The organism is Yoonia sp. R2331 (assembly GCF_041103235.1).
Classification (GTDB): domain Bacteria; phylum Pseudomonadota; class Alphaproteobacteria; order Rhodobacterales; family Rhodobacteraceae; genus CANMYO01.
Window position 1 is genome coordinate 2,319,008 of the sequence record NZ_JBGCUN010000001.1, and the last position, 20,674, is coordinate 2,339,681.

Consider the following 20,674-nt stretch of genomic DNA (forward strand, 5'->3'; position numbering starts at 1 on the left):
CCACGCAGTCAGTTCCGGGGCGGTTCACACAGCTTGGCGCGCGGATCGAGGCGGATGAATTCCTGCGCGGAAATCCGGTGGATTTCTGTCGGCGGAATGAACTGCCATTCCTGCAGATACTTACGCTTGATCCCGCCGCGCATGTAGCGCGCCATCTGCTGGTTGCCGATGGGACCGACATTCACGTTCGAGCCGTGGAACCCGATCTGCGTGTAAGGCCCCAGACAGGCATTGGGTAAAGAGATGAAGATCACGCAGGCGGAGTGGCAGTAGTTGCGGATTTCGACACGCCCACCCCAGGCCAGCAGCATGGCGCGGTCCGCTTCGGCGCTGATCAACTGACCACCGCCATCGCGGCGGATTACGTAAGGTTCCGTGGTGGGAGGCGGCCTGCGGTCCGTACAGGCCCCCAAGGTGCACGCCAGTGCAAACCAGGCAAACATACGCATCATACCCTTTCCGTTGCGGCCCTGGCCAGATGCCCCCGATACCGCACAATCAACTGCCCCGTCAGCGGCGCATAAAGTGCCACGTCAAACCGGAACTGGCCGTCCTGCGCGGTCTCGACCGCCACGCTTTTCGGCAGCACCCAACTGGGCATCGGCATACCAAGAAAGCGCCCTGCCGACACGGGGAAATGCAGCCCGTCGGCAGCAACCCGCAAGGCGAGATCGAAGGTCAGCGGCCCGAACTTTTCGGTCATGTGCCCTTGCCGCGCCGCCATAACAGAGCGAAAGACGCGCCCACCGAAGTCGCGCTGCCAGACCTCTTTGCCAGCAACGGGTGATTTGGTCACTGTCACAGGGATCGCGTCGCTGGCGGGCGGAAACCCCACCACGGCGGCGATCAGCCGGGGCCAGAGCCCTTTGCCGCGATCCACGCGCGCCTGTCCGATCAGGCGGCGTGGCGCATGGGTCTGGTGGCTGTCTTGCACCACTTGCGGAAGTGTTGCGAATGCTTCGCCCAGCACGCGTTGGAACAGCGGTGCGGGCGGTGATGAGGCAACTTCTGTCACTGCGGCCAGATCGGACAGCGCGTCGGTGATCGCATCACGCGATACCTCTGCCAAGGCGGGCCGCGCGCCGGAACGGATGCTGTCAGGTGCGCGCAGCACGGCGCGTGCGGCGATGCCGGGGACAAATGGCCCCTCGCCCTTGCGCACCAGCAGCCGCCAGTCGTGGCGGGTGCCGTCATCCGTCACCACGCGCACCGCCATGCCGCCAACATCAGTGCCAAAGGGCCCCAGCAGCTTGGCCGCGTGATAGATCGCGGCCACAGGCATCGGAAAGGTCAGGTGATGGCGCATCCACGACAGCACCGCCAGCCCCCGGTTCATCAGCCCGAGTTCCAGACCGGCATGGAACGTCACGGTGCGGGCGCCAAAGAACGCCGGGAACAGCGTCTGATCCGGGACACGGATCGCATAGCCTGCGCGCCGCACCCCCTGCCCCAGATGAAACATGCGGCGCTGAGTCCACGACCGGAGCGTCACCTGCGCGCCATCAATCTGGTGCTGCATGGGTGTGCCTGCCTGATGCAGAATGCTTTCGACCACCGCGCGTCCACGTGGCGCGCGGTTGCCGGGTAGAATGGCGGTGTGGATCGCGTCAATCGGCGTATCGGCTGCCAGATCAGCCACGATAGCCGAAGACAGCGCAGGCACCGATGAGACACCCGAAAGCGCAAAGACGCCCGCCGCGGCGGCCGCGTCATTCAGTGCTGAAATGCCTGCGCAGAAATCGGCATCATCAGCTAGGTCGAGGTAGTTCACACCCTTGCCAATGGCCGCACGGGCCAGCGCGTAGGGGTCCTTGCCATAGGCGTGAAACGGGCCAGCGGCATCGACCACCACATCTGGTTTCAGCGCCCAGAGGGGCGACAGATCGCCGGTGCGATCAAGGCACAGGTGGGTGCCGCCGATCCGCGCGGTCAAGGCCTGCAAAGGGGCTGCGCGCCGTCCTGCGACGACCACCACGTGACCGTCGCGCAGCAATAGTTCTGCCAGTCGTGCGCCAAAGACCCCGGCGCCGCCGATCACCACCACCTTCATCCGATCAACCTTGCGCGCAGGGCCGGATCAGGGATCGCGCACATGTCGCCGCGCCCGAACAGTGCATAGCGATTGCGCGCGATCCGGGCATAGAGCCAGCCGCGCGGCCGGGCCGGGATCAACCGCAGCAGCGACAAGGCGCGCCCCCAGCCGCCTGAACGCTCGCCCACGCGGATCAGCGCATCAAAGTCGCGCCAGACGGTCCCGTTCTCGATGAAAAGCCAACTGTCGGGGTCAATTGGGTCAAGTCCGTTGGCAGCCAGTAGCTGCCGGCCCATCTCGGTCTGGATCGGGCAGATACGGATGCTTTGGCTACGGTCCAGACGATGGATCATCCGCGCGCCGAAACTGCAAAGCGCGCAGGTGCTGTCCATCACGGCAACGGGAGCTTGGGGGTGCATGTCGTTTCCCTTCAAGCCCTAGATATTCACTGTGGCCGACGCTTCAATGCGGCGTTCCAGCGCAAGGTTCAAGAGCCGGTCGAGTTTCGCCCCGCGTTGCGGATTGACCGATCGCACCCAGCCGATCTGCCCCGCAAGCGTTGCACAAAAGGCGGGATCGCGTAGCCGGGGATCAGCAGGGTTGCCGCAGGCGTGGATCACCGCCTTGAGCTGGTCAAAGTCACGGCGTGCGACGTTGCAATGTTGATTGACGACGATTCCAGTCACGCTTTGCCGGGTCTGGGCTGGCATGGCGCGGGTCTTGGCAGGGTTCAGCGCAAAGCCCGCATCGCGCACGATGTCCGGCACCGCATTCAGAACTGGGGCGAGGATCGTGGTGGCACCTGAGAAGGTCAGATCATCGGCATACCGCGTGTAACGTGCACCCAGCGTCCGGGCGAGCCCTGCCAACCGGATGTCCAACCCGAAGGTCAGCACGTTGGCCAGCATCGGTGAGGTTGGCGCGCCCTGCGGCAGATGGGCGACGCGCAGGTCATCGCGCGCCGCAAGCGGCATCCGGTCGCGCACACGCGGCGGGGTGCATGTGGTGCAAAGGCCCGACAGCAGGCGGGCAACTGGCGCGGGATATCCCAGACGACGATAGAGCCCAAAGACGCGGCCCCAGCCGAGCCGCGCAAAGTAATCCGCCAAGTCAAAAGAGATCACCATGTCTTCGCCTGCATGGCGCTGTGCCGCATCCCGACAGGACCGCCCGGCGACAAAGCCAAAACTGGCATCATGGACAGGAACCCTGCTGAGAAGCCCGTCCAAAAGCATGCGTTGCAGCGCCTTGAGCCGGGCCTTTGGTGCCTCGATCAGCCGCGCGCCGCCCCGCCGTTTGGGGACGACACGCGCGTGGTAGTGGTTCACGGCCATATCGCCGTGACGTTCGTGGCGTCCTTCGGGGTCGGCCAGATAATCAAGCTGCGCGGGATCAACCAGCAGCCAATCGGCCAGCGCCTGCGGTGTGGTCAGCGCAGGCAGCGCGCAGGCGGTAAAGGCCGGGATTGGGGCCATGTGCGGCGGCGACAGATCGGGCGCGGGCCAGACATCGTGTTTCGCGCAATGGGTCGCCACCTTGCGAAAGCCCGGCGTCGCCACAAGTGCGGCAGCAACATGCCGGGGCTGCGGGGCATAGGGGCCCGGCATTGCCGCGATCAGGTCATCCGCGATGGGCGTGGCGAGGTTGCGTATCGCGACGGGAAGCCGCTGTTGCAGCCGGTCCCGCACTGTCGCCCGATCCCACGCACCACGGGTCAGAGAGACAGCCAAAATGCCTGCTAACGCCTTATGGTTCATCTGTCATCAGGTGGTGCAACGCACGGTTCCTGCCAATCGTGTCCTGCCGCACCGGCCTTGGGTGCAACCCAACGACGGTGAGGCCGTGTAGTCACAAGTCAGTTCGTCAGACGGGGATACCCCGCCCCACAGGATGGCGTGCACCCTGCATCCAGAAACCGCCGTTGCGCCTGTCAGAATGCCCCGGGGAGGGTGATGAGACAAGGCCGCCTTTGGGCCCGCCCGTGATCTGGGGTCAAGCGTCGCAGGCCGCGAGGTATCCGCAACAGGCTTGATCCAGCGCAATGTCCGTCCGGCAAGAATGTCTAAGGTCAGAGGCACCAGCGATTTGAGGACCCAATCACATGCCTGCGACAGACAAGTCAGGACTGATGAAAATCACCGAAAAGGAGTTTGCGAAACTCAGCGCCCTGATCGGCGGGATCGACGCCGCCACCGCTGAGATGAAGCGCGACGACGACACTTCGATCAAGGATGTGGTCGCCCATCGTGCCCATTGGATCAACTTGTTTCTTGGCTGGTATGCCGACGGTCAGGCGGGCAAGACCGTCCATTTCCCGGCCCCGGGATACAAATGGAATGACCTGAAGCGATACAATGCTGACCTGCGGGCGCGGCAGGCCGATCTTGACTGGGCGGCGGCCCGGTCGCTGCTGCAAAAGAACCACGACCGGTTGATGTCGTTCCTGCAAACGCAGGACAATGCCGCCCTTTTTGGCGGACCGATGAAAGGTGCGCGTAATGCATGGACACCGGGCCGTTGGGCCGAGGCGGCCGGCCCCAGCCATTACCGATCCGCAGGAAAATACATCCGCATGACGCTGAAGACGGCAGATTGATCCCGATGCGGCCCCGCCGCCGCTTTATACTGTCAATCAGCCGCGCCGCAGGGGTGCGGCTGATCACGTATGCGCCTTAGTCGGCCATGTCCCAGGCGTTGGCGTAGTTCGACAAGACCTTCTTGACGTCCTCTTCGCCTGCGTCACCGGCGATATGGGCAACAAGACCGCGCTTTTTGTCCTCTGTCACGCTTGTCACATGGGCTGCGACGCCAGCCTTGTCCAAGGCTTCATTGAAGACCCGCGTGATTGCGGATTTGCGCAGGTCGGGTTTGAACACCTTGCCGACAGCGGTCTTGGGCAATTCATCCAGAATTTCCAGATGCTTGGGGTGTGCTGCGCGTTCGTGGATCTTGTCTTTGGCGTATGTCATCAGTTCGTCCACGGAAATATCCGCGCCGTCGACCAATTCAACAAAAGCGCATGGGATTTCACCCGCGTGGGCATCGGGCTGACCAATGGCCCCGGCAAAGGCGACGGCAGGGTGTCCGGCCAGCGCCTCTTCGATCTCGGCGGGGTCGATGTTGTGACCACCCCGGATGATCAGATCCTTGGCGCGCCCGGTGATCCAAAGATAGCCGTCTTCGTCGATGCGCCCCAGATCGCCGGTGCGCAGGAACTGGCGATTGGCTTGCAGCGGGCTGTCCTCACCGGGATAGAACAGGTCCTTGTTCTTGGCAGCCTCAGTATAGGTCTGCCCGTCATAGACCCCCGGAGAGCTGACGCAAATCTCGCCAATTGCATTTGGTTCGACATCAACTTGCGTGGCCACATCCACAATCCGCACCTGCGTATAGGGGAACGGTATACCGATCGAGCCGACCTTCTTTTCACCGTCAGGCGGGTTGATCGACACCAGACATGTCGCCTCTGTCAGGCCGTAGCCTTCGCAGATGTTCACGCCTGCGGCCTCTTCAAAGCGGCGGTAAAGTTCCAGCGGCAGCGGGGCAGAGCCACAGAACGCCAGCTTGAGGGACGAGATATCGGCATCGACCTTGCGCTGCATCAGGGCCGACATGGCCGTGGGCACGGTGATCATGAACGTCACCTTGTGACGCTCGATCAGCTTCCAGAAATTGTCAAAGACGCCATCCCCGCGGTAGCCCTGCGGTGTCGGAAAGACGATCTGCGCACCAGAGCCGAGCGATGCGCCCAGCGACACGATGGCCGCAAAGACATGGAACATCGGCAGCGGGCAGATTTGCACGTCCTCTTCGGTGAACAAAAGCCGCGCGCCCAGCCAGGCGTTATAGACGATGCCGGAATAGCGGTGCTGTGCCACCTTGGGCATGCCCGTGGTTCCGCCGGTGTGGAAATAGGCCGCCACCCGGTCCACGCCGCTGTCGGCAAAAGCCAGCGTCTTGGGCTGCTTTTCCATCTCGGTGCGGAAATTCAGCACCTTGGCGGAATGCGTGACCGGATTCTTGGGCCGGATCAGCGGGACGATCAGCTTCTTGATGCCGGTCAGATAGCGGTGCAGGTCCACCTCAAGCACGGTTTCCACATTCGGCGCGAGTTTGACCGCCTCGCCTGCCTTTTGCGCAAGATCGGTCTTGGGAAAGCTACGCAGGGTGACCAGCACCTTGGCATTGGTTTCGCGCAGAATGGCGCCGATCTGTTCGGGTTCCAGCAGCGGGTTGATCGGGTTGACGATGCCTGCAATCTGGCCACCCAGATAGGTCAGCACACTTTCATTGGCGTTGGGCATCATATAGGCCACAACGTCGTTTTCGCCGATGCCAAGCTGGCGGAACATATTGGCGACCTGCGTCGCCTGATCGCGCAGCTCGTTCCAGGTCAGCGTCTCGCAAGGGTCCGTTGGCCCCGACTGCAGCTGAAACGACAACGCCTTGCGCGACCCGTGTGCATCTGCGGTCCGGCTGAGCAATTCAAATGTGGTTGTGGGCAGATCACGCGCGTCCCACGCGGTTTCAGCCTCGATTGCATTCCGGTCAGCCATATTGGCATAGGTCATGCGGTTCCTCCCATAAACTCTTCTTTTTTCGGATCACGCAAGGTGATCCGTCTCTCCCTTGGTGCCCACGATGGGAAAAAAGGGTCTATCGCGCAAGGGCGATGCGTTTCAAACGACCAAACGTCATAAGGCCCAATGCGCCTGTAACGCAGCGGAAATTGGGGCCGGATGGCTGTAGACCGCCCAATGACCCCCGGGCAGCACCTTCAGCGGGACATCGGCACTTTCCGCCAGCCGCTCGCAAACCCGCACCGGTACAAAAGGGTCACTTTCTGCGGCGATCACCATGCCCTGCGCGGGTAGCCCTCCCAGATCGTCGCCCCAGTCCGCGCCGATGTCCGTGGCCGACCGGTAGAGCCGCAGGATGCTGCGCTTCATGTGGCTGTTGATCAGCGGCAGCTCTGTCCGCAGCAGCGCAGGCGGCATGCCCGCACGCCCCAACAGCTTTTCCGCCCGCCTGCCCCGCATCAGCATCATGGCAAGTTCACCCTTCCAAGGGGTCTGCCACAGCCGCGCCAGCCGGTGCCATTTCAGCCCCGGATAAAGTGATGCGTTCAGCACGCTCCATGATGCAAAAAGGTCTGGCCGCAGATGGGCCACGCGCAAGGTCAGCAGACCGCCCCAGTCGTGCCCCACGATGTGCACAGGCCCGCCCACTTGCGTGACCTGATCAATCAGCCATTCAGCATAGCTGTCCATATGGCTGTCAAAGCCCGGCGGCGGCGCAGTGCCAAACCCCGGCAGCGACAAGACACGCCAGTCGCCCGTTCCAAGTTCCGCGATCAGCGGGTCCCAAAGTCGGTGGGTGTCAGGCACCCCATGCACAAAGAAGGTGGTCATAGCCTACTATGGGCCAAGGATCACTCTGCCGCCAGTCCGGCAGTGAACTGCAATCGCGCCAGCCGTGCATAAAGCCCGCCTTGGGCGACCAGTTCGTCATGGGTGCCGGTGGCAACGATCTTGCCCGCCTCAAAGACGATGATGCGGTCGGCCTTTTTCACCGTCGCAAGGCGGTGGGCGACGATCAGGGTGGTGCGGTCCTCTGCCAAAGCCTCGACCGCCTGTTGCACGGCGGCTTCGGATTCTGCGTCCAGCGCGCTGGTCGCTTCATCCAGCAACAACACTGGCGCGTCACGCAGGATCGCACGTGCAATGGCGATGCGTTGCTTTTGCCCGCCTGACAGCATCATGCCGCGTTCGCCCACATCGCTGTCATAGCCATCCGGCAGTGCGGTCAGAAAGTCATGCGCGGCGGCTGCACGGGCCGCCGCCTCGACCTCTGCGTCGGAGGCATCGGGGCGACCAAAGCGGATATTTTCACGCGCGGTGTCCGCAAAGATGACCGGGTCCTGCGGCACCAAGGCGATGTGGTGGCGGAACGCGGCGCGGTCAAGCTTTGTCAGGTCCTGCCCGTCAAGGCGGATGACCCCGGACTGCGGATCATAGAACCGCAGCAGAAGCTGGATGATCGTGGTCTTGCCCGCACCTGACGGGCCGACAAGGGCGACCGTCTCACCCGGTTTCACCGACAGTGAGACCCCATCAAGGGCCGCAATCGATGGTCGTGCGGGGTAGGAAAACTTGACGTTCTCGAACGAAATCTCGCCCGCAACCTTGGCCGGCAGGTGATCTGCCTTGACGGGGTCTTGGACGCTGTCCTTTGCGTTCAACAGCTCGACCAGACGTTCGGTGGCGCCCGCGGCGCGCTGCAACTCGCCCCAGATTTCGGTCAGCGCAGCCACAGCGCCTGCGACCATCACCGTGTAGATCAGGAATTGCACCAATTCGCCCACGGTGATCGCACCAGAGCGTACGTCATTGGCCCCCATCCACAAGAACCCGACCACGCCGGAGAAGGCGATGAAGATGACAATTGCGGTCAACACCGCGCGGGTCGCGATCCGGCGGCGCGCAGCGATAAAGGAGTGTTCGGTCACATCAGCGAATTTTTGGCGGCTCAGCCCTTCGTGGGTGAAGGCCTGCACGGTTTGCGCTGACAACAATTGTTCTGATGCATCGCCAGAGGATGCCGCGATCCAGTCCTGATTTTCCTTGGACAACTGCCGCACCCGGCGGCCCAGCACGATGATCGGCAACAGGATCACCGGGATCGGCCAGAGTACCAGCAGCGACATTTTCACGCTGGTGAACAGCATCAGCCCGATCCCGCCCACCAGGATCAGACAGTTGCGCAGCGCCACAGAGACGGACGAGCCGATGACCGACAGGATCAACGTGGTGTCGGTGGTGATCCGGCTCAGCACCTCGCCGGTCATGATTTTCTCGTAGAACGCGGGGCTCATCCCGATCATCCGGTCAAAGACTGCCACCCGGATGTCGGCCACAACCCGTTCGCCCAGCCGCGTCACAAGGTAATAGCGCATGGCCGTGCCAGCGGCCAAAAGCGCCGCAATGCCGATGGCTGCGGCAAAATAGCTTTGCAACAGGTCCAGCTGATCGGAGTTGAAGTTGTCGATGACCCGACGCACCGCCAGCGGCAGCACAAGGCTGACCAAGGCGGTGAGGATCAGCGCAAACCCGGCCAGCGCCAGCATCAGCTTGTAGGGTGCCACAAACGGCCAAAGCGCTTGCAGCGCCCCGATATCCTTGGACCCGGCGCGCTCTGCCTCTTGTGCTTTTGGGGTGTCGGCCATGTTGGGTCCCTTTTCGGTGTTACCGGGTCACATAAATCCGGTCATCCCAAGGAACAAGGGTGCGGGCCTGCGTTCTTGCATCAGCGTTTCTGGAAAAGCTTGGAGCGGGCGACGGGAATCGAACCCGTATCATCAGCTTGGAAGGCTGAGGTCTTACCATTACACAACGCCCGCGCTCGATCTGGTGCTTAGGCCAAGCAATAAAAATGGTCAAGAAGTGAAGACTAGATCTGCCTGTCAGATGGCACAACAGAAGCCTCAGCTGCACTGGATGAGAAGATCGGCGTATTCTGTTGAGGAACTCGAGGCAAATGACTGCGAAATCGTTCTGGAAGCGACTGCGCGTCCTCCTTGCTCTGAATTCTGTTCCCGGCATCGCCCAATTGGTCGATATGATCGAAAAGATCATGCCATGCCCTCCGTTTGGACAACCTTGGGCCTGAGCTTGGCGCGTTTTCTGAGGTTCTGAGCGATGGCGGCTAGCAGGTACTTGTCCTTGGCCCCGTTGGATATTCGTTATTGCAACCCGGACAGGTTCAGGATCCGTTTCAAATGCACAAGATACATCTCAACTTTCTTCAGTTTGCGCCAACGTCCGCATCGAACCGAAAAGTGTAAGATGCAGCGCCCTGCGCAAACGTCTGCGGTCGTCAAGAGGCTTTGATTTCTAAATCAAGCACGACCCATGTGGTCGACAAGCAATCAAAGCCAAAAGACGGCAAGAGCCAGCAGGAACATGACTGTGGTGATCGGTGCCCACAGCTTGCGTTCATCTTTCGATGGCGTGATCCAATTGAGCATCATACTCAATCCATTCACGCCAAGAGCACCCCACATCGTCCAAGAAGGCCAGCGCGGCCAACTGCCGTCTGCGGAAAGAACCGCAAACGCCATGCCAAGCAACAGGAGAATAGAGGCTGCCGCGATCAATCGACCGGATGTTGGTAGTGGACCTTGCGTCTGTCCGCCCTGCGTCAGCCTGCCCCAAGGTGCGCCGAAAATCAGCGCAACCTGAAAGCCGATAACCCCAAAAATTATCAAGCAATAAAGGACCGATAAGCTCATTCTGCACCTCTAATCGCGAGTAAATCTACGCTGGAGACAAGGACCATTGAGGAAAACCACGTAAGCACCCAAGGACGTGCAACGTGCGAATAACCGTCGCACAAACCCTGTTTTGGTTCACCCAAAGAAGTAATCCTTGGCGACGAGTACTGCCACTACGATACCAATCCACACTCCGCCTTACGTTTGAGCAGCACGTCACCATTTCCATGCAAATGGTGGTGACGGAACGCGCACGCAAGGTTGGACCTGGGGGAAGACAGGCAAAAATTGGCTGTTTTTGCGAAACGCGCCTTAGCGCGAACAAGACAGCCTGAGGAAAATTGGATCGCAGTTTGACCAGAAAAAAAGGCCCTCGAAAGGGCCTTGATTTCATGATTGGGAATTTCACGCGACTAGACTTTGCCTTTCCATGGGATGAGCCAGCTTTCCAGTTTGCGCATGCCTACTTCGATCGCAAAACCGATGATGCCGATCACGATGATACCGACGATAATGATATCTGTGAGCTGGAATTTCGATGCGGTCACGATCATCTTGCCAAGCCCGACGTTCGCGGCAACAAGCTCCGCCGCAACAACGGTTCCCCAACAGACACCCATTGCAACCCGCGCCCCTGTAAAGATGTCTGGTAACGAGTTTGGAACAATCACCTTGCTCAGGATTTGCCACTTAGACGCGCCCAGCGAGTAGGCAGCGTGAACCTTGGAAATCGCCACACCCGACACACCTGACCGGGCCGCGATAATCATGATCCATAGGGCAGCCAAGAAGAGCAGAACCACCTTTCCAAGCTCGCCGATGCCAAACCAGATGATGATCAACGGGATCAACGCAAGAGGTGGGATTGGGCGCATGAACTCAACGATGGGATCGAACCAGCCGCGCGCCCATCCGGTCAGGCCCATGGCGTAACCGATTGGCACACCGATCAGCGCACCGATGAAGAAGCCCAGCAACACCCGCTGCAAAGAGTAGCGTGTGTGCTCCCACAGGGTATAGCCCTGATAGCCCTCGACGTTCAGCCGGATGAAGCGATTGAACACAACCTCAGGTGCGGGCAGATAAAGACGTGCCATCCGCAATCCTGTTGCCGGCGCAAATGTGGGGGTGCCCTTGTCTGTCAGACCAACCTCGCCTTCGGGCACAGAGAACTTTTGCCCCGGCTCAACGGGCTGCCCGTTGATCGCAACAATGGTGGAGCCATCGCTCTTGGACACCTCATCGTTTTGCCAGACGTTGATAACCTTGAAGCCATAGCGCGCAACCGTGAGGCTATCGTTCTTGGCAAATCCTTCACCGGGCTCAATTTCGACAGCTGGAGGTTCGCGGCCGGGATTGCCCTCTGCATCCAAGGTTTGCTGAATGTCTTCGCGGTAGACCCGCATTGTGACCGTCGCGTCATCCGTGGTGCCGTCTTCCAGCTGCGCCGTGTAGGTGAACGTCATGTCACCTGAAAACGGACCGGGAAACTTAGGGAGCGGAATGGCCGAGTTGGTGAAGGCCACCCAAAGCCAAAACACGGTGATCACCGAGACAACAGACGCGACACGGTTCGCTGTGATCGCGCTCTCATCGCCGAACGTCACGGTCTTCAGCTTGTTGAAGCCCTTCTTCTCGAAGGCGCTTTTGAACAGGCGTTTCGCAATCACAAATGAGCCGAAAAAGGCGCCCAAATAGAGGGCAAGTACGAGAATACCGGTCATGCGCTTTCCTCCGTCCGGCCCATGATTTCTTCTTCCATGTTCCAGATCATTTCGAGAATTTCTTCGCGGGTCGATGAGTAGTCTTTGTGCTTTTTGACTTCGCGCAGATCAGCGCCAACCCCGAGGTCCGCGAACGGCAAACGATACTCTTTGTGGACGCGACCTGGGCGGGGCGCCATGACAAGCAAGCGTTCGCCCAACAACAAAGCCTCTTCCACCGAGTGGGTAATCAGGATGATCGTTTTGCCGGTTTCTTTCCACAGATCCAGCACAAGGCTTTGCATCTTTTCCCGTGTCAGCGCGTCCAAGGCACCCAGCGGCTCGTCCATCAAGATCACGTCCGGGTCATTGGCAAGGCAGCGGGCCAAGGCCACACGCTGCTGCATGCCGCCAGACAGCTCATAGATCGCTTTCTCCTTGAAGTCCTGAAGGCCGACGACCTCGAGAAGATGTTCGACCTTCTCTTTGCTTTCGGCCCGGCTCACGCCCTTCATATCAGGGCCAAAAGAGACGTTGTCGCGGACGTTCATCCACTCAAAAAGCGCGCCTTGCTGAAACACCATCCCGCGTTCGGGGCTGGGGCCGTCGACGACCTGATCATTCAGAATGATCCGGCCTTCGGTGGGGGCCAGAAAACCAGCGACAATATTGAGGAGCGTTGTCTTACCGCAGCCCGAGGGACCAAGAACGCTCATGAGTTCACCGGATTTGATATCCAGCGTCACGTTCTGCAAAGCCTGAACATGCCCGCCATTGGGCAGGTCAAACCGCATCGAAATGTCATCTATAAGAAGCCCGGACACTTGGTTCCCCCTCTTGTCTGGGTGCGCGCCTGCTGGCTGGCAGGCGAAAAAGAGAACGGGCCACCTGCAGGCGGCCCGTCCTTTTACGTGACTTAGTTGGACAGAGGTCCGGTGTTCACGTTGTCCTCATAAGAGGCTTTGGCTGCGTCGATGGAACCGGCTGCCACGAAGACGTCTGCAACGCCTTTCATGAATTCTGCCGCGTTGCCGCCCATCCATGCTTCGGACAGCTGCTCTTCCACTGTCGGGAACACGAATGTGGACAGTGTGGAGGCTGCGTCTTCTTCAGACATACCCGCGTCCTGCGCGATCACTGGCAGCATTTTCGCGTGGTTGGATTCATCCGCCCACATCGCGTTTGCGTTCGCTGTCACTTCGAGGAACTTTGCAACCATGTCGCTGTTCTCGGCCACGAAGGCTGTCGGCGCTGTTGTTGCGTCGAACACCAGGATGCCCAGCTCGGTCTTTTCTGCACCTGTCAGGAGCACGTTACCGGAATCGAGCATACGGCGCAGAGCACCTCCCCAACCGCAAGCCATGTCCACAGCGCCTTGGCTCAGAGCAGCTTCGCCCTCGGCAGGTGCCATGTCGACTACTTCCAGGCTGCCGACGTCAACACCGAAGTGGTCCATCTGCTTGAGGAAGCCGTAGTGCGCAGCAGTTCCGAGTGGAACAGCAACTTTCTTGCCTGCCAACTCAGCTGCGCTGTCTTTGTCAATCTCGAGGTCTGCACGCACAACGCAGTTGTCGTTGTCAGCATAGGACACAGCAACGTCAACAACCTGAAGGTCCTGACCTGCGGAGGTTGCAACAACGAAGGGCGGAATACCCTGAGAGACTGACAGCTGAACGTCACCAGAGGCCATCGCTGCGGACATCGCTGTTCCTGTGTCGAAGCTGACCCAGTTGATTTTTGTGCCCATTGCTTCTTCGTACATGCCGGTTTCTTTGGCAAACTGGAACGGCATCGGCCACTCCAAGAAGTAGGCAACAGTGATTTCGCCGTGGCCGTCTGCCATGGCGGAGGTTGTGGACAGTGCTGCGGCAACGCCGAGGACCGTTCCCAGGATAGTAGATTTCATTGTGTTCTCCCTAGTAGTTAAGTCACGCCTGCATGGAGTTGAAACTCCACATGGCGAAACTCTTTTTTTATCACGTAACAAGAGTGGATAAGTCGGCTTGTTCGTCAATTGTTTTCTTCGCAGTAAGCCTCATACATCCGAACGATACGTTCAAGCGCGCTCCGCTCATGCGATGTGCGTGAACTCCTGCTGTCATACACCTTTAGCCCCCCGAATCGATCAGTCCAGTTTGAGCTTGTGATCAGTCCACTTTGGCCGTGGGTTGATTTGGGTGGTGTGCGTCGAAGCTGAAAGGCACAAAATCGCTGACACCACACGCCGTTGCCTATTGCTTTCAGACTTCGGTGTTTGTCCACCGATAGAAGGGCACGCATCAACGTCGTTCATCGAACACGCGATTACCCCTCTTGCTATCGCTTCGTCGCCTCTACGACCAATTGATCTATTGCGCTCGGTCCGCCCTTTGTTGCGAGTACGACCTCGCGACATGGCGCGTCATCAATCTGCGTCGCCTGCAGGCCAGCAATATCTTCCAGTGCCCGCCACTTCGGCAGTACCGCGCGGCCGAGGCCAGATGCGGCAAGGACGGCGATGCTTTGTGGGTCATCCATTTCGCAGACGATCTTCACATTAGGTATCGCGTTGGCGATCCACTTCCAAGCCAACCGTCCACAACATGTCGACCGGTCATAGAGGATCAGGCCTTCCGGACTATCAGCCTGATCTGACGCGACCATGACGAAGGGTTGAGCAGCGATGGGTGTCATCTGGATTGACTTGGGGCCGCCACTAGGCGGACGAACGACGATCGCCGCGTCGGTCTCATCGGCTTCCAGACTGCGAAGTAGCGACCGCGAGTCGCCCGGTGTGATGGTGAGCGCACATTCAGGCGCCCGATCCGCCAAGTGGCTTACGATGTTGGTTGCGTGGTCGGCCAGCGCCGTCGCGATCGAACTTAGCCGGTAGGGTCCGCTTAGGCCCGAGGCATCCAAGTCCGAGGTAAGCCGCCGCGTGTCCTCAACAATCCGCTGTAGACGCGGCACCATCCTCTGTGCCGCGGCAGTCGGTCTGACCGTTTGTCCCACCCGCTCGATAAGGCGGGTTCCAAACATGCGTTCCAGCGCTTGCATCCTCTGCGCAAGGGCCGCCGCGGTGAGGCCCTGTCGGCGCGCCGCAGCGGCAAGCGACCCCTCCTCGATCACGGTAAGGAGGCTTTGCGCAAAACGGGTATCCATGACAAAAGCTTTCCTTTGGTTTGAAGCTGTCGGAACTTGTTATTCCAATTGTCCTTGCAATGGTAGCTGTGTGGCATCGAAAAGGAGTATCGCATGTCGCTGTCGACGAACCACGCTTCCAAACAAGCACTCGTCATACCCTTCCTGACCAGAGCAGGCGCGGTGGAACGCGATCTTTGGATCGCCGCTTTGACGCCCTTGATGCAACCGCATGTGGTCAAGCCGTTGGCAGACCTGACGCCGCAGGAGCGGCGGGTTGCCCGAGTGGCGATCGTCGCCAATCCCGATCCAGCCGAGGTGGCGGAGCTTACGAACCTTGAATGGATCCAGAGTCTTTGGGCCGGGGTCGAGCGCCTCGTTGTCAGCCTTCCCACCGAAGTAGGCATCGCCCGCCTGGTCGATCCGGATCTCGCACGGACCATGGCAGAGGCGGTGTTGGCTTGGACGCTTTACCTCCATCGCGATATGCCCGCCTATCGCAGGCAGCAAACCAAGGGCCTTTGGAACCAGCGCGACTATCGGCCTGCTCGAGACATTGGCGTGGGTGTTCTGGGTCTTGGCGCACTCGGCCGCGAGGCCACCGCAATCCTTTCCCGGCACGGCTATCGGACGATGGGCTGGGCTCGGAGCGCGCGCGACATACCCGGGGTGGAGACGTTCCATGGCGATGTCGGGCTAAATGCAATGCTTGCCCAGACCGATATCGCGGTGGTCCTCCTGCCGCTGACCGACCAGACGCGGGGTTTATTGAACAAAACACGGCTGGGCCGGATGCGGCCGCAGGCTGAGGTCATCAACTTTGGGCGTGGGTCCGTGATCCCGGTCGATGACCTGATCGAAACCTTGGACGAAGGTCACATTTCCCATGCCGTTCTGGACGTCTTCGAGCGGGAGCCGCTGCCTTCGGACGATCCGCTTTGGACCCGTTCCGATATCACGATCCTGCCCCATATCTCCGCGCCCACAGGACGCGGGAGCGCCGCCGCCATCGCAGCCACCGCTATCCACGATTTCTACCGAACAGGGTCAACGCCTGACCTGATTGACCGCGCGCGTGGCTACTGACACCTCAAAGGATTACAGCATGACTATTCACGACACTTTCGCCGCCATGCAGAGTGGTGCAGCACCGGGTCAGGAGATCCGTGCAGGAACGGAGATGCCTATCGAGGCAATCGGCGAGGCGCTAACCGGCACACCTGTCGACTTCTCCCACGGAGATGTGGACGCCCACCAACCGATCCCTGGCGCGAGAGATGCGTGGCTTGAAGGCTTCGCGGCAGGGGGGCGGCAAGCCTATACCGAATATCGCGGTGATGTGGACTTGCGGCAGAAGCTAGCTTTGCATCTGGCCGCTTTCACCGGAGCGCCCGTTGATGGGGTGAACGGCCTTATTCTGACCCCCGGCACCCAAGGGGCGCTGTTTCTTGCGATGGGGGCCTGCGTCACGCGCGGCACGAAGATCGCTGTGCTGGAGCCCGACTACTTCGCCAACCGGAAGATAGCCGTCTTTCTCGGCGGCGAGGTTGTGTCGGTCCCGTTCTTATACGGTTCTAGTGCCAAAAGTGCGGGGCAAGGGAACGGCCCCGACCTTGTAGCCCTGGAATCCGCCTTTGAGGCTGGAACCAAGGTGTTGATCTATTCGACGCCCAACAATCCAACAGGTGCCATCACTGGCGGGGACGTGACCCAGCAAATTGGTGTTCTTGCGGCGCGCCATGGGGTCACAGTGATCGTCGACCAACTCTATTCCCGAATGCTGTATCCTGGCGAGACAATCCCTCATCTGCGGGCGATGAGCACAAGGCCCAAGCAGATGATGACGGTGATGGGGCCCTCCAAGACAGAGTCCCTCAGCGGGTTTCGCCTTGGGGCGGCCTTCGGATCTGCCGAACTGATCGACCGCATGGAGAAATTGCAAGCCATCGTATCGCTGCGTGCGGCGGGCTACAGTCAAGCCGCACTCTCGACGTGGTTCGAGGAGCCCAAAGGCTGGATGGCCAAAAGGATCGAGGCGCACCGAGCTATTCGCGACGATCTGTTGCGGACCTTTCGCGAGGCCCAGTGGGAAGTAACGACACCGCAGGCGGGCAGCTATCTCTATCCCCGTCTCCCGAAGCTGTCAGTCGGTCTGAGCACATTCGTCCGGCTCTTGCGACTTCAAGCCAACGTCATTGTCACCCCAGGGACCGAGTTTGCACCCGGCGACACCGACCGCATCCGCTTGAACTTCTCGCAAGATCACGCGGCGGCCGTAGCAGCGGCCGATCGGATCGTTGCACTTGCGCGGAGGTACGCCGAATGAGGCGCGATCCCCGCCCACAGGGGCTCTACCGTGCGGCCAAACGGCATCAAAACCTGATCTGGACCGCGGGCATGACGCCGCGTGAAGGTGACGCGTTGATATTCCACGGAGCGATCGGCGCGGCAGACGATCCCGGGATGCACCGCGCGGCAGTCGAGCTTGCTGCCAGCAACGCGATCGCTGCAGCCGAGGGTCAGCTTGCGCCGAATGAGCTGCTGACCTGCATTCTTTCGATGACCGTCTTCATGGCTGCGGAACCTGGCTTCAAAGCCCACGCGGCCGTTGCTGATCACGCTTCACGCTTTATCGAAGACCGGCTCGGACCCGACGCAATCGGCACTCGCGCCGCTGTTGGCGTTGCGTCTCTTCCTGGCGATGCAGCGATTGAGATCTGCTTGGTGGCCAGCGCTGGCAACAAGATTGGATGAGGCTAGAAACCTTCGCGCCAATCGCGCACGAAACCACGTAAGCCCCCCCCCTGTCCCAAGGCCGATTGCAAGGCGCGACACCCTCAGCGCGACCGGAAACGCGAATGACGACGCGGTCAGTTGCGGCGTGCCCATTTGGCACACATTGTCCGTGTTGATCTACGAGACAGAGATCACAGCGATTATCCCAAAGATCATCGGACCCGCTAGCTGATGTAATTCCTGCTAGATTGGCCCTGATGTCAGATTACTCTTGTCGGCCACGTCCATCCCCTTTTGAGAACTCAAGCAAAATGCTTGGTAGGCGCCAAGATCATTCAGTTTTCGAGAAGTCCCAGAAGACGTTGTTCGGTCAATCGCAGGCCAGACCGTTCCCGAGGCGCGATATCAGGCGCGGGTGCCCCTGCAAGCGCGATGACGTCCGGATGGACGTAGCTGTTGCGTGCGATTGTAGGTGTATTGCGCAAAACCTTTGCGGCCGCATCGGCCATATCCTTGATCGTCGCCTCGCCAGTAAGCGCCACCTCTAGCGCGGCGCATGACCCAGCCCAGGTGCGAAAGGTCTTGGCGGTGATCCCCGCGTCCAGCCCGCCTGCTTCGCTGATATAGCTGTTGAGCGCCTCAGAGCTTAGAGTTTGAGCGATACCATCGTCATCGACCCACGACAAAAGGGTCGCCCCCGGCAGGTCATTGATTTTGCCCAAGACGCGCGCAAGCTTTGCATCGCTCAGCTTGCGTCGCACCTGCTGCCCGCCTTTCGCGCGATAGCGCAAGTCAATCGCATTCTTCGCCAACGAGACGTGCTTGTTGCGCAGCGTCAACGCGCCATATGTCCCGTTTTCCGCGGCATATTGCGGGCTACCGACACGCAGACCGGTCCGGTCAATCAACGTGACTGCGGCAGCCAGCGCGAACACCTTTTCGCCAACGGTTGCATCAAGGTCCTTTTGAACACGGCGTCTGATCCGTGGCAAAGCGGCCCCGAACCCAGCCAGTTGTTCAAATTTCACCTCTGCCTGTGCGCGCGTCCAGTCGGGGTGATACAGGTATTGTTTTCGGCCCTTGGCATCGCGCCCTGTTGCACGCAGATGACCATTTTCGATCGGTGACATCCATACGTCGACATAAGCCGGCGGCACGGCCAGTTGCGCAAGGCGGTCCCGTTCTAACTGGTCCGTGATCAATTGCCCATCTGGATCGAAATAGGAAAAGCCCCTGCCCCTTGGTTTTCGCAAGATGCCGGGTTCACTGTCGGGGTAATATGTCAGCCCAGGCGCATTCACGCCTTGCTCACTTCTGACGCGAGTTTGAGGACCAATGTGCCGTCTTCTTGTTTGATCTCAAGGGCGGGATCATCATCAGAGCCATTGCGCGTCACCTCTGATCCTTTGATCGTGCGCGTGACCGATGTTGTGTTGATCTTTTCAACCTCACCCCCGGCGGTGCCGTTGCCCCACGCCCATTCAACTTTGTCGCCAGACTGAATGCTCATCGCCTCTCTCCACTTGATCTATTTGGCAGGCGCAACGCTTGGGGCGCAGAAGTGTTCCCACGCGTCGCGCCGCAGCCAGTGCATTTTCCAAGATCACAGCAGGCGGGAACGAACAGCGCCGCGCGCGGGTCGGTCCGGCGATTTCAACTCAAACAAGAGAACCCCATGAACAGCCTCAAACACGTCTACTTTGATCAATGGCAAGACGTATGGAGTGGCAGAGCTCTACGCCGAATTGGAAGCACAGACGCGTGACGCGGAAAGGGCAGACAACTTGAAAGCCGCGCAAACCTGAAGTGGGACGTTGAGCGTCATTGACACATAAAGAAGCCCGATCCAGGCAAACTGGTCCGGGCCTCTTTAGTCAATGTTGAGCACTTACTCTGCCGCGTATTGCATATTGCTTTCGTCGCTTTCGACCACTCGCAGTTCCGGGTTTTGGTGAACGAGTGTTCGCGTCGGGAACGGAATATTGATATCCGCCTCATCAAGCGCCTCTTTTACACGGCGCTTCATATCGGCCTGATACGCGAAATATTCCTCGGTATCGCACCACACGCGCACAAGAAAATCGACGCTACTGTTGCCCAGATTGTTCACCTGAATGAACGGTGCGGGATCGGCATGAGAGCGTTCGTCAGCCATAATTGTATCTTGGATCACTTGCTCTGCCTTAGCGAGATTGACACCGTAACCCACACCAAACGTCCACTCTGCCCGACGAGTCGGATATTCAGAGTAGTTTTTGATCTTGTTTCCCCAGACTTCAGAGTTTGGCACGATCACTTTGACATTCCCGATATTCGCGATCTCGGTATAGTTCAGCGTGATTTCCTTTACCGTACCCATCGTGCCGTCGACCTCGACGAAATCACCGATCTTGAGGGGTCTGAACAGGATGATCATGATCCCGGCCGCGACATTTGACAGTGTCCCTTGCAAGGCAAGGCCAACGGCCAGACCTGCCGCACCAATGACGGCCACGATTGACGTCGTTTCGACCCCGAAAGTGTTGAGGATAAACAGACAGGTAAATGCCAGCACGACATAACGCGCAATGTTGCCCAGAAAGCTGAACAGGGTGTTGTCCAGCGATGCGTGATTATCACCGATCTTGTGGATTTGCCGCCGCAAGAAACCAGCGACAGCAAAGCCCACGATCAGAATAAGTATGGCGGCGACGGTGTTGCCGAACAACGCGATCAACGTATCGAGTGTCAGATAGTCAGCCAGCGACTGCCCGCCATAGATCTCGGTCGTAAAAAGGCTTTCGCCCCAGTTCATGAGGTTTTCCATGCGAA

The 20,674-nt window shown here is 59.7% G+C and carries 19 protein-coding genes, 1 tRNA gene and 1 pseudogene; 4 read left to right on the plus strand and 17 right to left on the minus strand.

Annotation, left to right across the window (positions count from 1 at the left end):
- Positions 1 to 8 precede the first annotated feature (8 nt).
- The 4 genes from AB3Y40_RS11945 to AB3Y40_RS11960 are packed head-to-tail and all read right to left on the minus strand — an operon-like array spanning position 9 to position 3,789.
- Positions 9 to 452: a hypothetical protein gene (locus AB3Y40_RS11945; protein ID WP_369439013.1), complete on the minus strand. Its 444-nt coding sequence runs from the start codon at positions 450 to 452 to the stop codon at positions 9 to 11.
- Positions 449 to 2,050 carry a DUF4166 domain-containing protein gene (locus tag AB3Y40_RS11950; protein ID WP_369439014.1) on the minus strand — a complete coding sequence of 534 codons (1,602 nt, stop codon included), beginning with the start codon at positions 2,048 to 2,050 and terminating at the stop codon, positions 449 to 451. Before AB3Y40_RS11950 ends, AB3Y40_RS11945 begins: the two co-directional genes overlap by 4 nt.
- Entirely contained in the window at positions 2,047 to 2,451 is a 405-nt protein-coding gene (locus AB3Y40_RS11955; protein ID WP_369439015.1) for a thiol-disulfide oxidoreductase DCC family protein, read from the minus strand. Before AB3Y40_RS11955 ends, AB3Y40_RS11950 begins: the two co-directional genes overlap by 4 nt.
- Positions 2,452 to 2,469: 18 nt before the next feature.
- A complete protein-coding gene (locus AB3Y40_RS11960; protein WP_369439016.1) occupies positions 2,470 to 3,789 on the minus strand; it encodes a reverse transcriptase family protein in 1,320 nt (439 codons plus the stop codon).
- Positions 3,790 to 4,133: 344 nt separating this feature from the next.
- On the opposite strand from AB3Y40_RS11960, the gene AB3Y40_RS11965 reads away from it, so the two are divergent.
- Positions 4,134 to 4,628, plus strand: a complete 495-nt coding sequence (locus AB3Y40_RS11965) for a ClbS/DfsB family four-helix bundle protein (RefSeq protein ID WP_369439017.1) — start codon at positions 4,134 to 4,136, stop codon at positions 4,626 to 4,628.
- A gap of 76 nt (positions 4,629 to 4,704) precedes the next feature.
- Here AB3Y40_RS11965 and AB3Y40_RS11970 read toward each other — a convergent pair whose 3' ends face one another.
- The 10 genes and pseudogenes from AB3Y40_RS11970 to AB3Y40_RS12015 form a co-directional block, all read right to left on the minus strand.
- Positions 4,705 to 6,603: an acyl-CoA synthetase gene (locus AB3Y40_RS11970; protein ID WP_369439018.1), complete on the minus strand. Its 1,899-nt coding sequence runs from the start codon at positions 6,601 to 6,603 to the stop codon at positions 4,705 to 4,707.
- Between the two features lie 123 nt (positions 6,604 to 6,726).
- Positions 6,727 to 7,443 (minus strand): alpha/beta fold hydrolase, encoded by a 717-nt coding sequence (locus tag AB3Y40_RS11975; protein ID WP_369439019.1) that lies wholly within the window; start codon positions 7,441 to 7,443, stop codon positions 6,727 to 6,729.
- A gap of 20 nt (positions 7,444 to 7,463) precedes the next feature.
- Positions 7,464 to 9,257 (minus strand): ABC transporter transmembrane domain-containing protein, encoded by a 1,794-nt coding sequence (locus AB3Y40_RS11980; RefSeq protein ID WP_369439020.1) that lies wholly within the window; start codon positions 9,255 to 9,257, stop codon positions 7,464 to 7,466.
- Between the two features lie 100 nt (positions 9,258 to 9,357).
- Positions 9,358 to 9,431 (minus strand) — tRNA-Gly (locus tag AB3Y40_RS11985).
- 231 nt (positions 9,432 to 9,662) lie between these two features.
- Positions 9,663 to 9,842 (minus strand): annotated as a pseudogene (locus AB3Y40_RS11990) (IS5/IS1182 family transposase); the annotation flags it as partial.
- Positions 9,843 to 9,959: 117 nt separating this feature from the next.
- Positions 9,960 to 10,322, minus strand: a complete 363-nt coding sequence (locus AB3Y40_RS11995; RefSeq protein WP_369439021.1) for a hypothetical protein — start codon at positions 10,320 to 10,322, stop codon at positions 9,960 to 9,962.
- Between the two features lie 395 nt (positions 10,323 to 10,717).
- On the minus strand, positions 10,718 to 12,019 hold the full coding sequence (locus AB3Y40_RS12000) for an ABC transporter permease (RefSeq protein WP_459553993.1): 1,302 nt from the start codon (positions 12,017 to 12,019) through the stop codon (positions 10,718 to 10,720).
- 5 nt (positions 12,020 to 12,024) lie between these two features.
- Entirely contained in the window at positions 12,025 to 12,831 is an 807-nt protein-coding gene (locus AB3Y40_RS12005; protein ID WP_369439023.1) for a taurine ABC transporter ATP-binding protein, read from the minus strand.
- Between the two features lie 92 nt (positions 12,832 to 12,923).
- A complete protein-coding gene (locus AB3Y40_RS12010; protein WP_369439024.1) occupies positions 12,924 to 13,913 on the minus strand; it encodes a taurine ABC transporter substrate-binding protein in 990 nt (329 codons plus the stop codon).
- A gap of 410 nt (positions 13,914 to 14,323) precedes the next feature.
- Positions 14,324 to 15,148, minus strand: a complete 825-nt coding sequence (locus tag AB3Y40_RS12015; protein ID WP_369439025.1) for a LysR family transcriptional regulator — start codon at positions 15,146 to 15,148, stop codon at positions 14,324 to 14,326.
- A gap of 93 nt (positions 15,149 to 15,241) precedes the next feature.
- Between AB3Y40_RS12015 and AB3Y40_RS12020 the strand changes: the two genes are divergently transcribed.
- The 3 genes from AB3Y40_RS12020 to AB3Y40_RS12030 all read left to right on the plus strand — a co-directional run bounded on the left by AB3Y40_RS12020 (position 15,242) and on the right by AB3Y40_RS12030 (position 17,881).
- Positions 15,242 to 16,213 carry a 2-hydroxyacid dehydrogenase gene (locus tag AB3Y40_RS12020; protein ID WP_369439026.1) on the plus strand — a complete coding sequence of 324 codons (972 nt, stop codon included), beginning with the start codon at positions 15,242 to 15,244 and terminating at the stop codon, positions 16,211 to 16,213.
- Between the two features lie 19 nt (positions 16,214 to 16,232).
- The gene (locus AB3Y40_RS12025; protein WP_369439027.1) at positions 16,233 to 17,453 is read left to right on the plus strand and encodes a pyridoxal phosphate-dependent aminotransferase; all 1,221 of its coding nucleotides are present in this window, start codon (positions 16,233 to 16,235) and stop codon (positions 17,451 to 17,453) included.
- Positions 17,454 to 17,524: 71 nt separating this feature from the next.
- Positions 17,525 to 17,881 carry a RidA family protein gene (locus AB3Y40_RS12030; protein ID WP_369439028.1) on the plus strand — a complete coding sequence of 119 codons (357 nt, stop codon included), beginning with the start codon at positions 17,525 to 17,527 and terminating at the stop codon, positions 17,879 to 17,881.
- A 317-nt stretch (positions 17,882 to 18,198) separates the two neighbouring features.
- On the opposite strand, the gene AB3Y40_RS12035 is transcribed toward AB3Y40_RS12030, so the two are convergent.
- The 3 genes from AB3Y40_RS12035 to AB3Y40_RS12045 form a co-directional block, all read right to left on the minus strand.
- The gene (locus AB3Y40_RS12035) at positions 18,199 to 19,164 is read right to left on the minus strand and encodes a DNA topoisomerase IB (RefSeq protein WP_369439029.1); all 966 of its coding nucleotides are present in this window, start codon (positions 19,162 to 19,164) and stop codon (positions 18,199 to 18,201) included.
- Positions 19,161 to 19,373, minus strand: coding sequence for a hypervirulence associated TUDOR domain-containing protein (locus tag AB3Y40_RS12040; protein ID WP_369439030.1), 213 nt, complete (start codon positions 19,371 to 19,373; stop codon positions 19,161 to 19,163). Before AB3Y40_RS12040 ends, AB3Y40_RS12035 begins: the two co-directional genes overlap by 4 nt.
- A gap of 378 nt (positions 19,374 to 19,751) precedes the next feature.
- On the minus strand, positions 19,752 to 20,657 hold the full coding sequence (locus tag AB3Y40_RS12045; RefSeq protein ID WP_459553994.1) for a mechanosensitive ion channel family protein: 906 nt from the start codon (positions 20,655 to 20,657) through the stop codon (positions 19,752 to 19,754).
- Positions 20,658 to 20,674: the final 17 nt, after the last annotated feature.

Coding starts and splice junctions, on each gene's coding strand:
- AB3Y40_RS12010 (WP_369439024.1), bottom strand. CDS start 13,913: ATGAAATCTACTATCCTGGGAACGGTCCTCGGCGTTGCCGCAGCACTG.
- AB3Y40_RS11995 (WP_369439021.1), bottom strand. CDS start 10,322: ATGAGCTTATCGGTCCTTTATTGCTTGATAATTTTTGGGGTTATCGGC.
- AB3Y40_RS12020 (WP_369439026.1), top strand. CDS start 15,242: ATGTCGCTGTCGACGAACCACGCTTCCAAACAAGCACTCGTCATACCC.
- AB3Y40_RS12045 (WP_459553994.1), bottom strand. CDS start 20,657: ATGAACTGGGGCGAAAGCCTTTTTACGACCGAGATCTATGGCGGGCAG.
- AB3Y40_RS11970 (WP_369439018.1), bottom strand. CDS start 6,603: ATGACCTATGCCAATATGGCTGACCGGAATGCAATCGAGGCTGAAACC.
- AB3Y40_RS11945 (WP_369439013.1), bottom strand. CDS start 452: ATGATGCGTATGTTTGCCTGGTTTGCACTGGCGTGCACCTTGGGGGCC.
- AB3Y40_RS11980 (WP_369439020.1), bottom strand. CDS start 9,257: ATGGCCGACACCCCAAAAGCACAAGAGGCAGAGCGCGCCGGGTCCAAG.
- AB3Y40_RS11955 (WP_369439015.1), bottom strand. CDS start 2,451: ATGCACCCCCAAGCTCCCGTTGCCGTGATGGACAGCACCTGCGCGCTT.
- AB3Y40_RS11975 (WP_369439019.1), bottom strand. CDS start 7,443: ATGACCACCTTCTTTGTGCATGGGGTGCCTGACACCCACCGACTTTGG.
- AB3Y40_RS12030 (WP_369439028.1), top strand. CDS start 17,525: ATGACGCCGCGTGAAGGTGACGCGTTGATATTCCACGGAGCGATCGGC.
- AB3Y40_RS11960 (WP_369439016.1), bottom strand. CDS start 3,789: ATGAACCATAAGGCGTTAGCAGGCATTTTGGCTGTCTCTCTGACCCGT.
- AB3Y40_RS12040 (WP_369439030.1), bottom strand. CDS start 19,373: ATGAGCATTCAGTCTGGCGACAAAGTTGAATGGGCGTGGGGCAACGGC.
- AB3Y40_RS12025 (WP_369439027.1), top strand. CDS start 16,233: ATGACTATTCACGACACTTTCGCCGCCATGCAGAGTGGTGCAGCACCG.
- AB3Y40_RS11965 (WP_369439017.1), top strand. CDS start 4,134: ATGCCTGCGACAGACAAGTCAGGACTGATGAAAATCACCGAAAAGGAG.
- AB3Y40_RS11950 (WP_369439014.1), bottom strand. CDS start 2,050: ATGAAGGTGGTGGTGATCGGCGGCGCCGGGGTCTTTGGCGCACGACTG.
- AB3Y40_RS12015 (WP_369439025.1), bottom strand. CDS start 15,148: ATGGATACCCGTTTTGCGCAAAGCCTCCTTACCGTGATCGAGGAGGGG.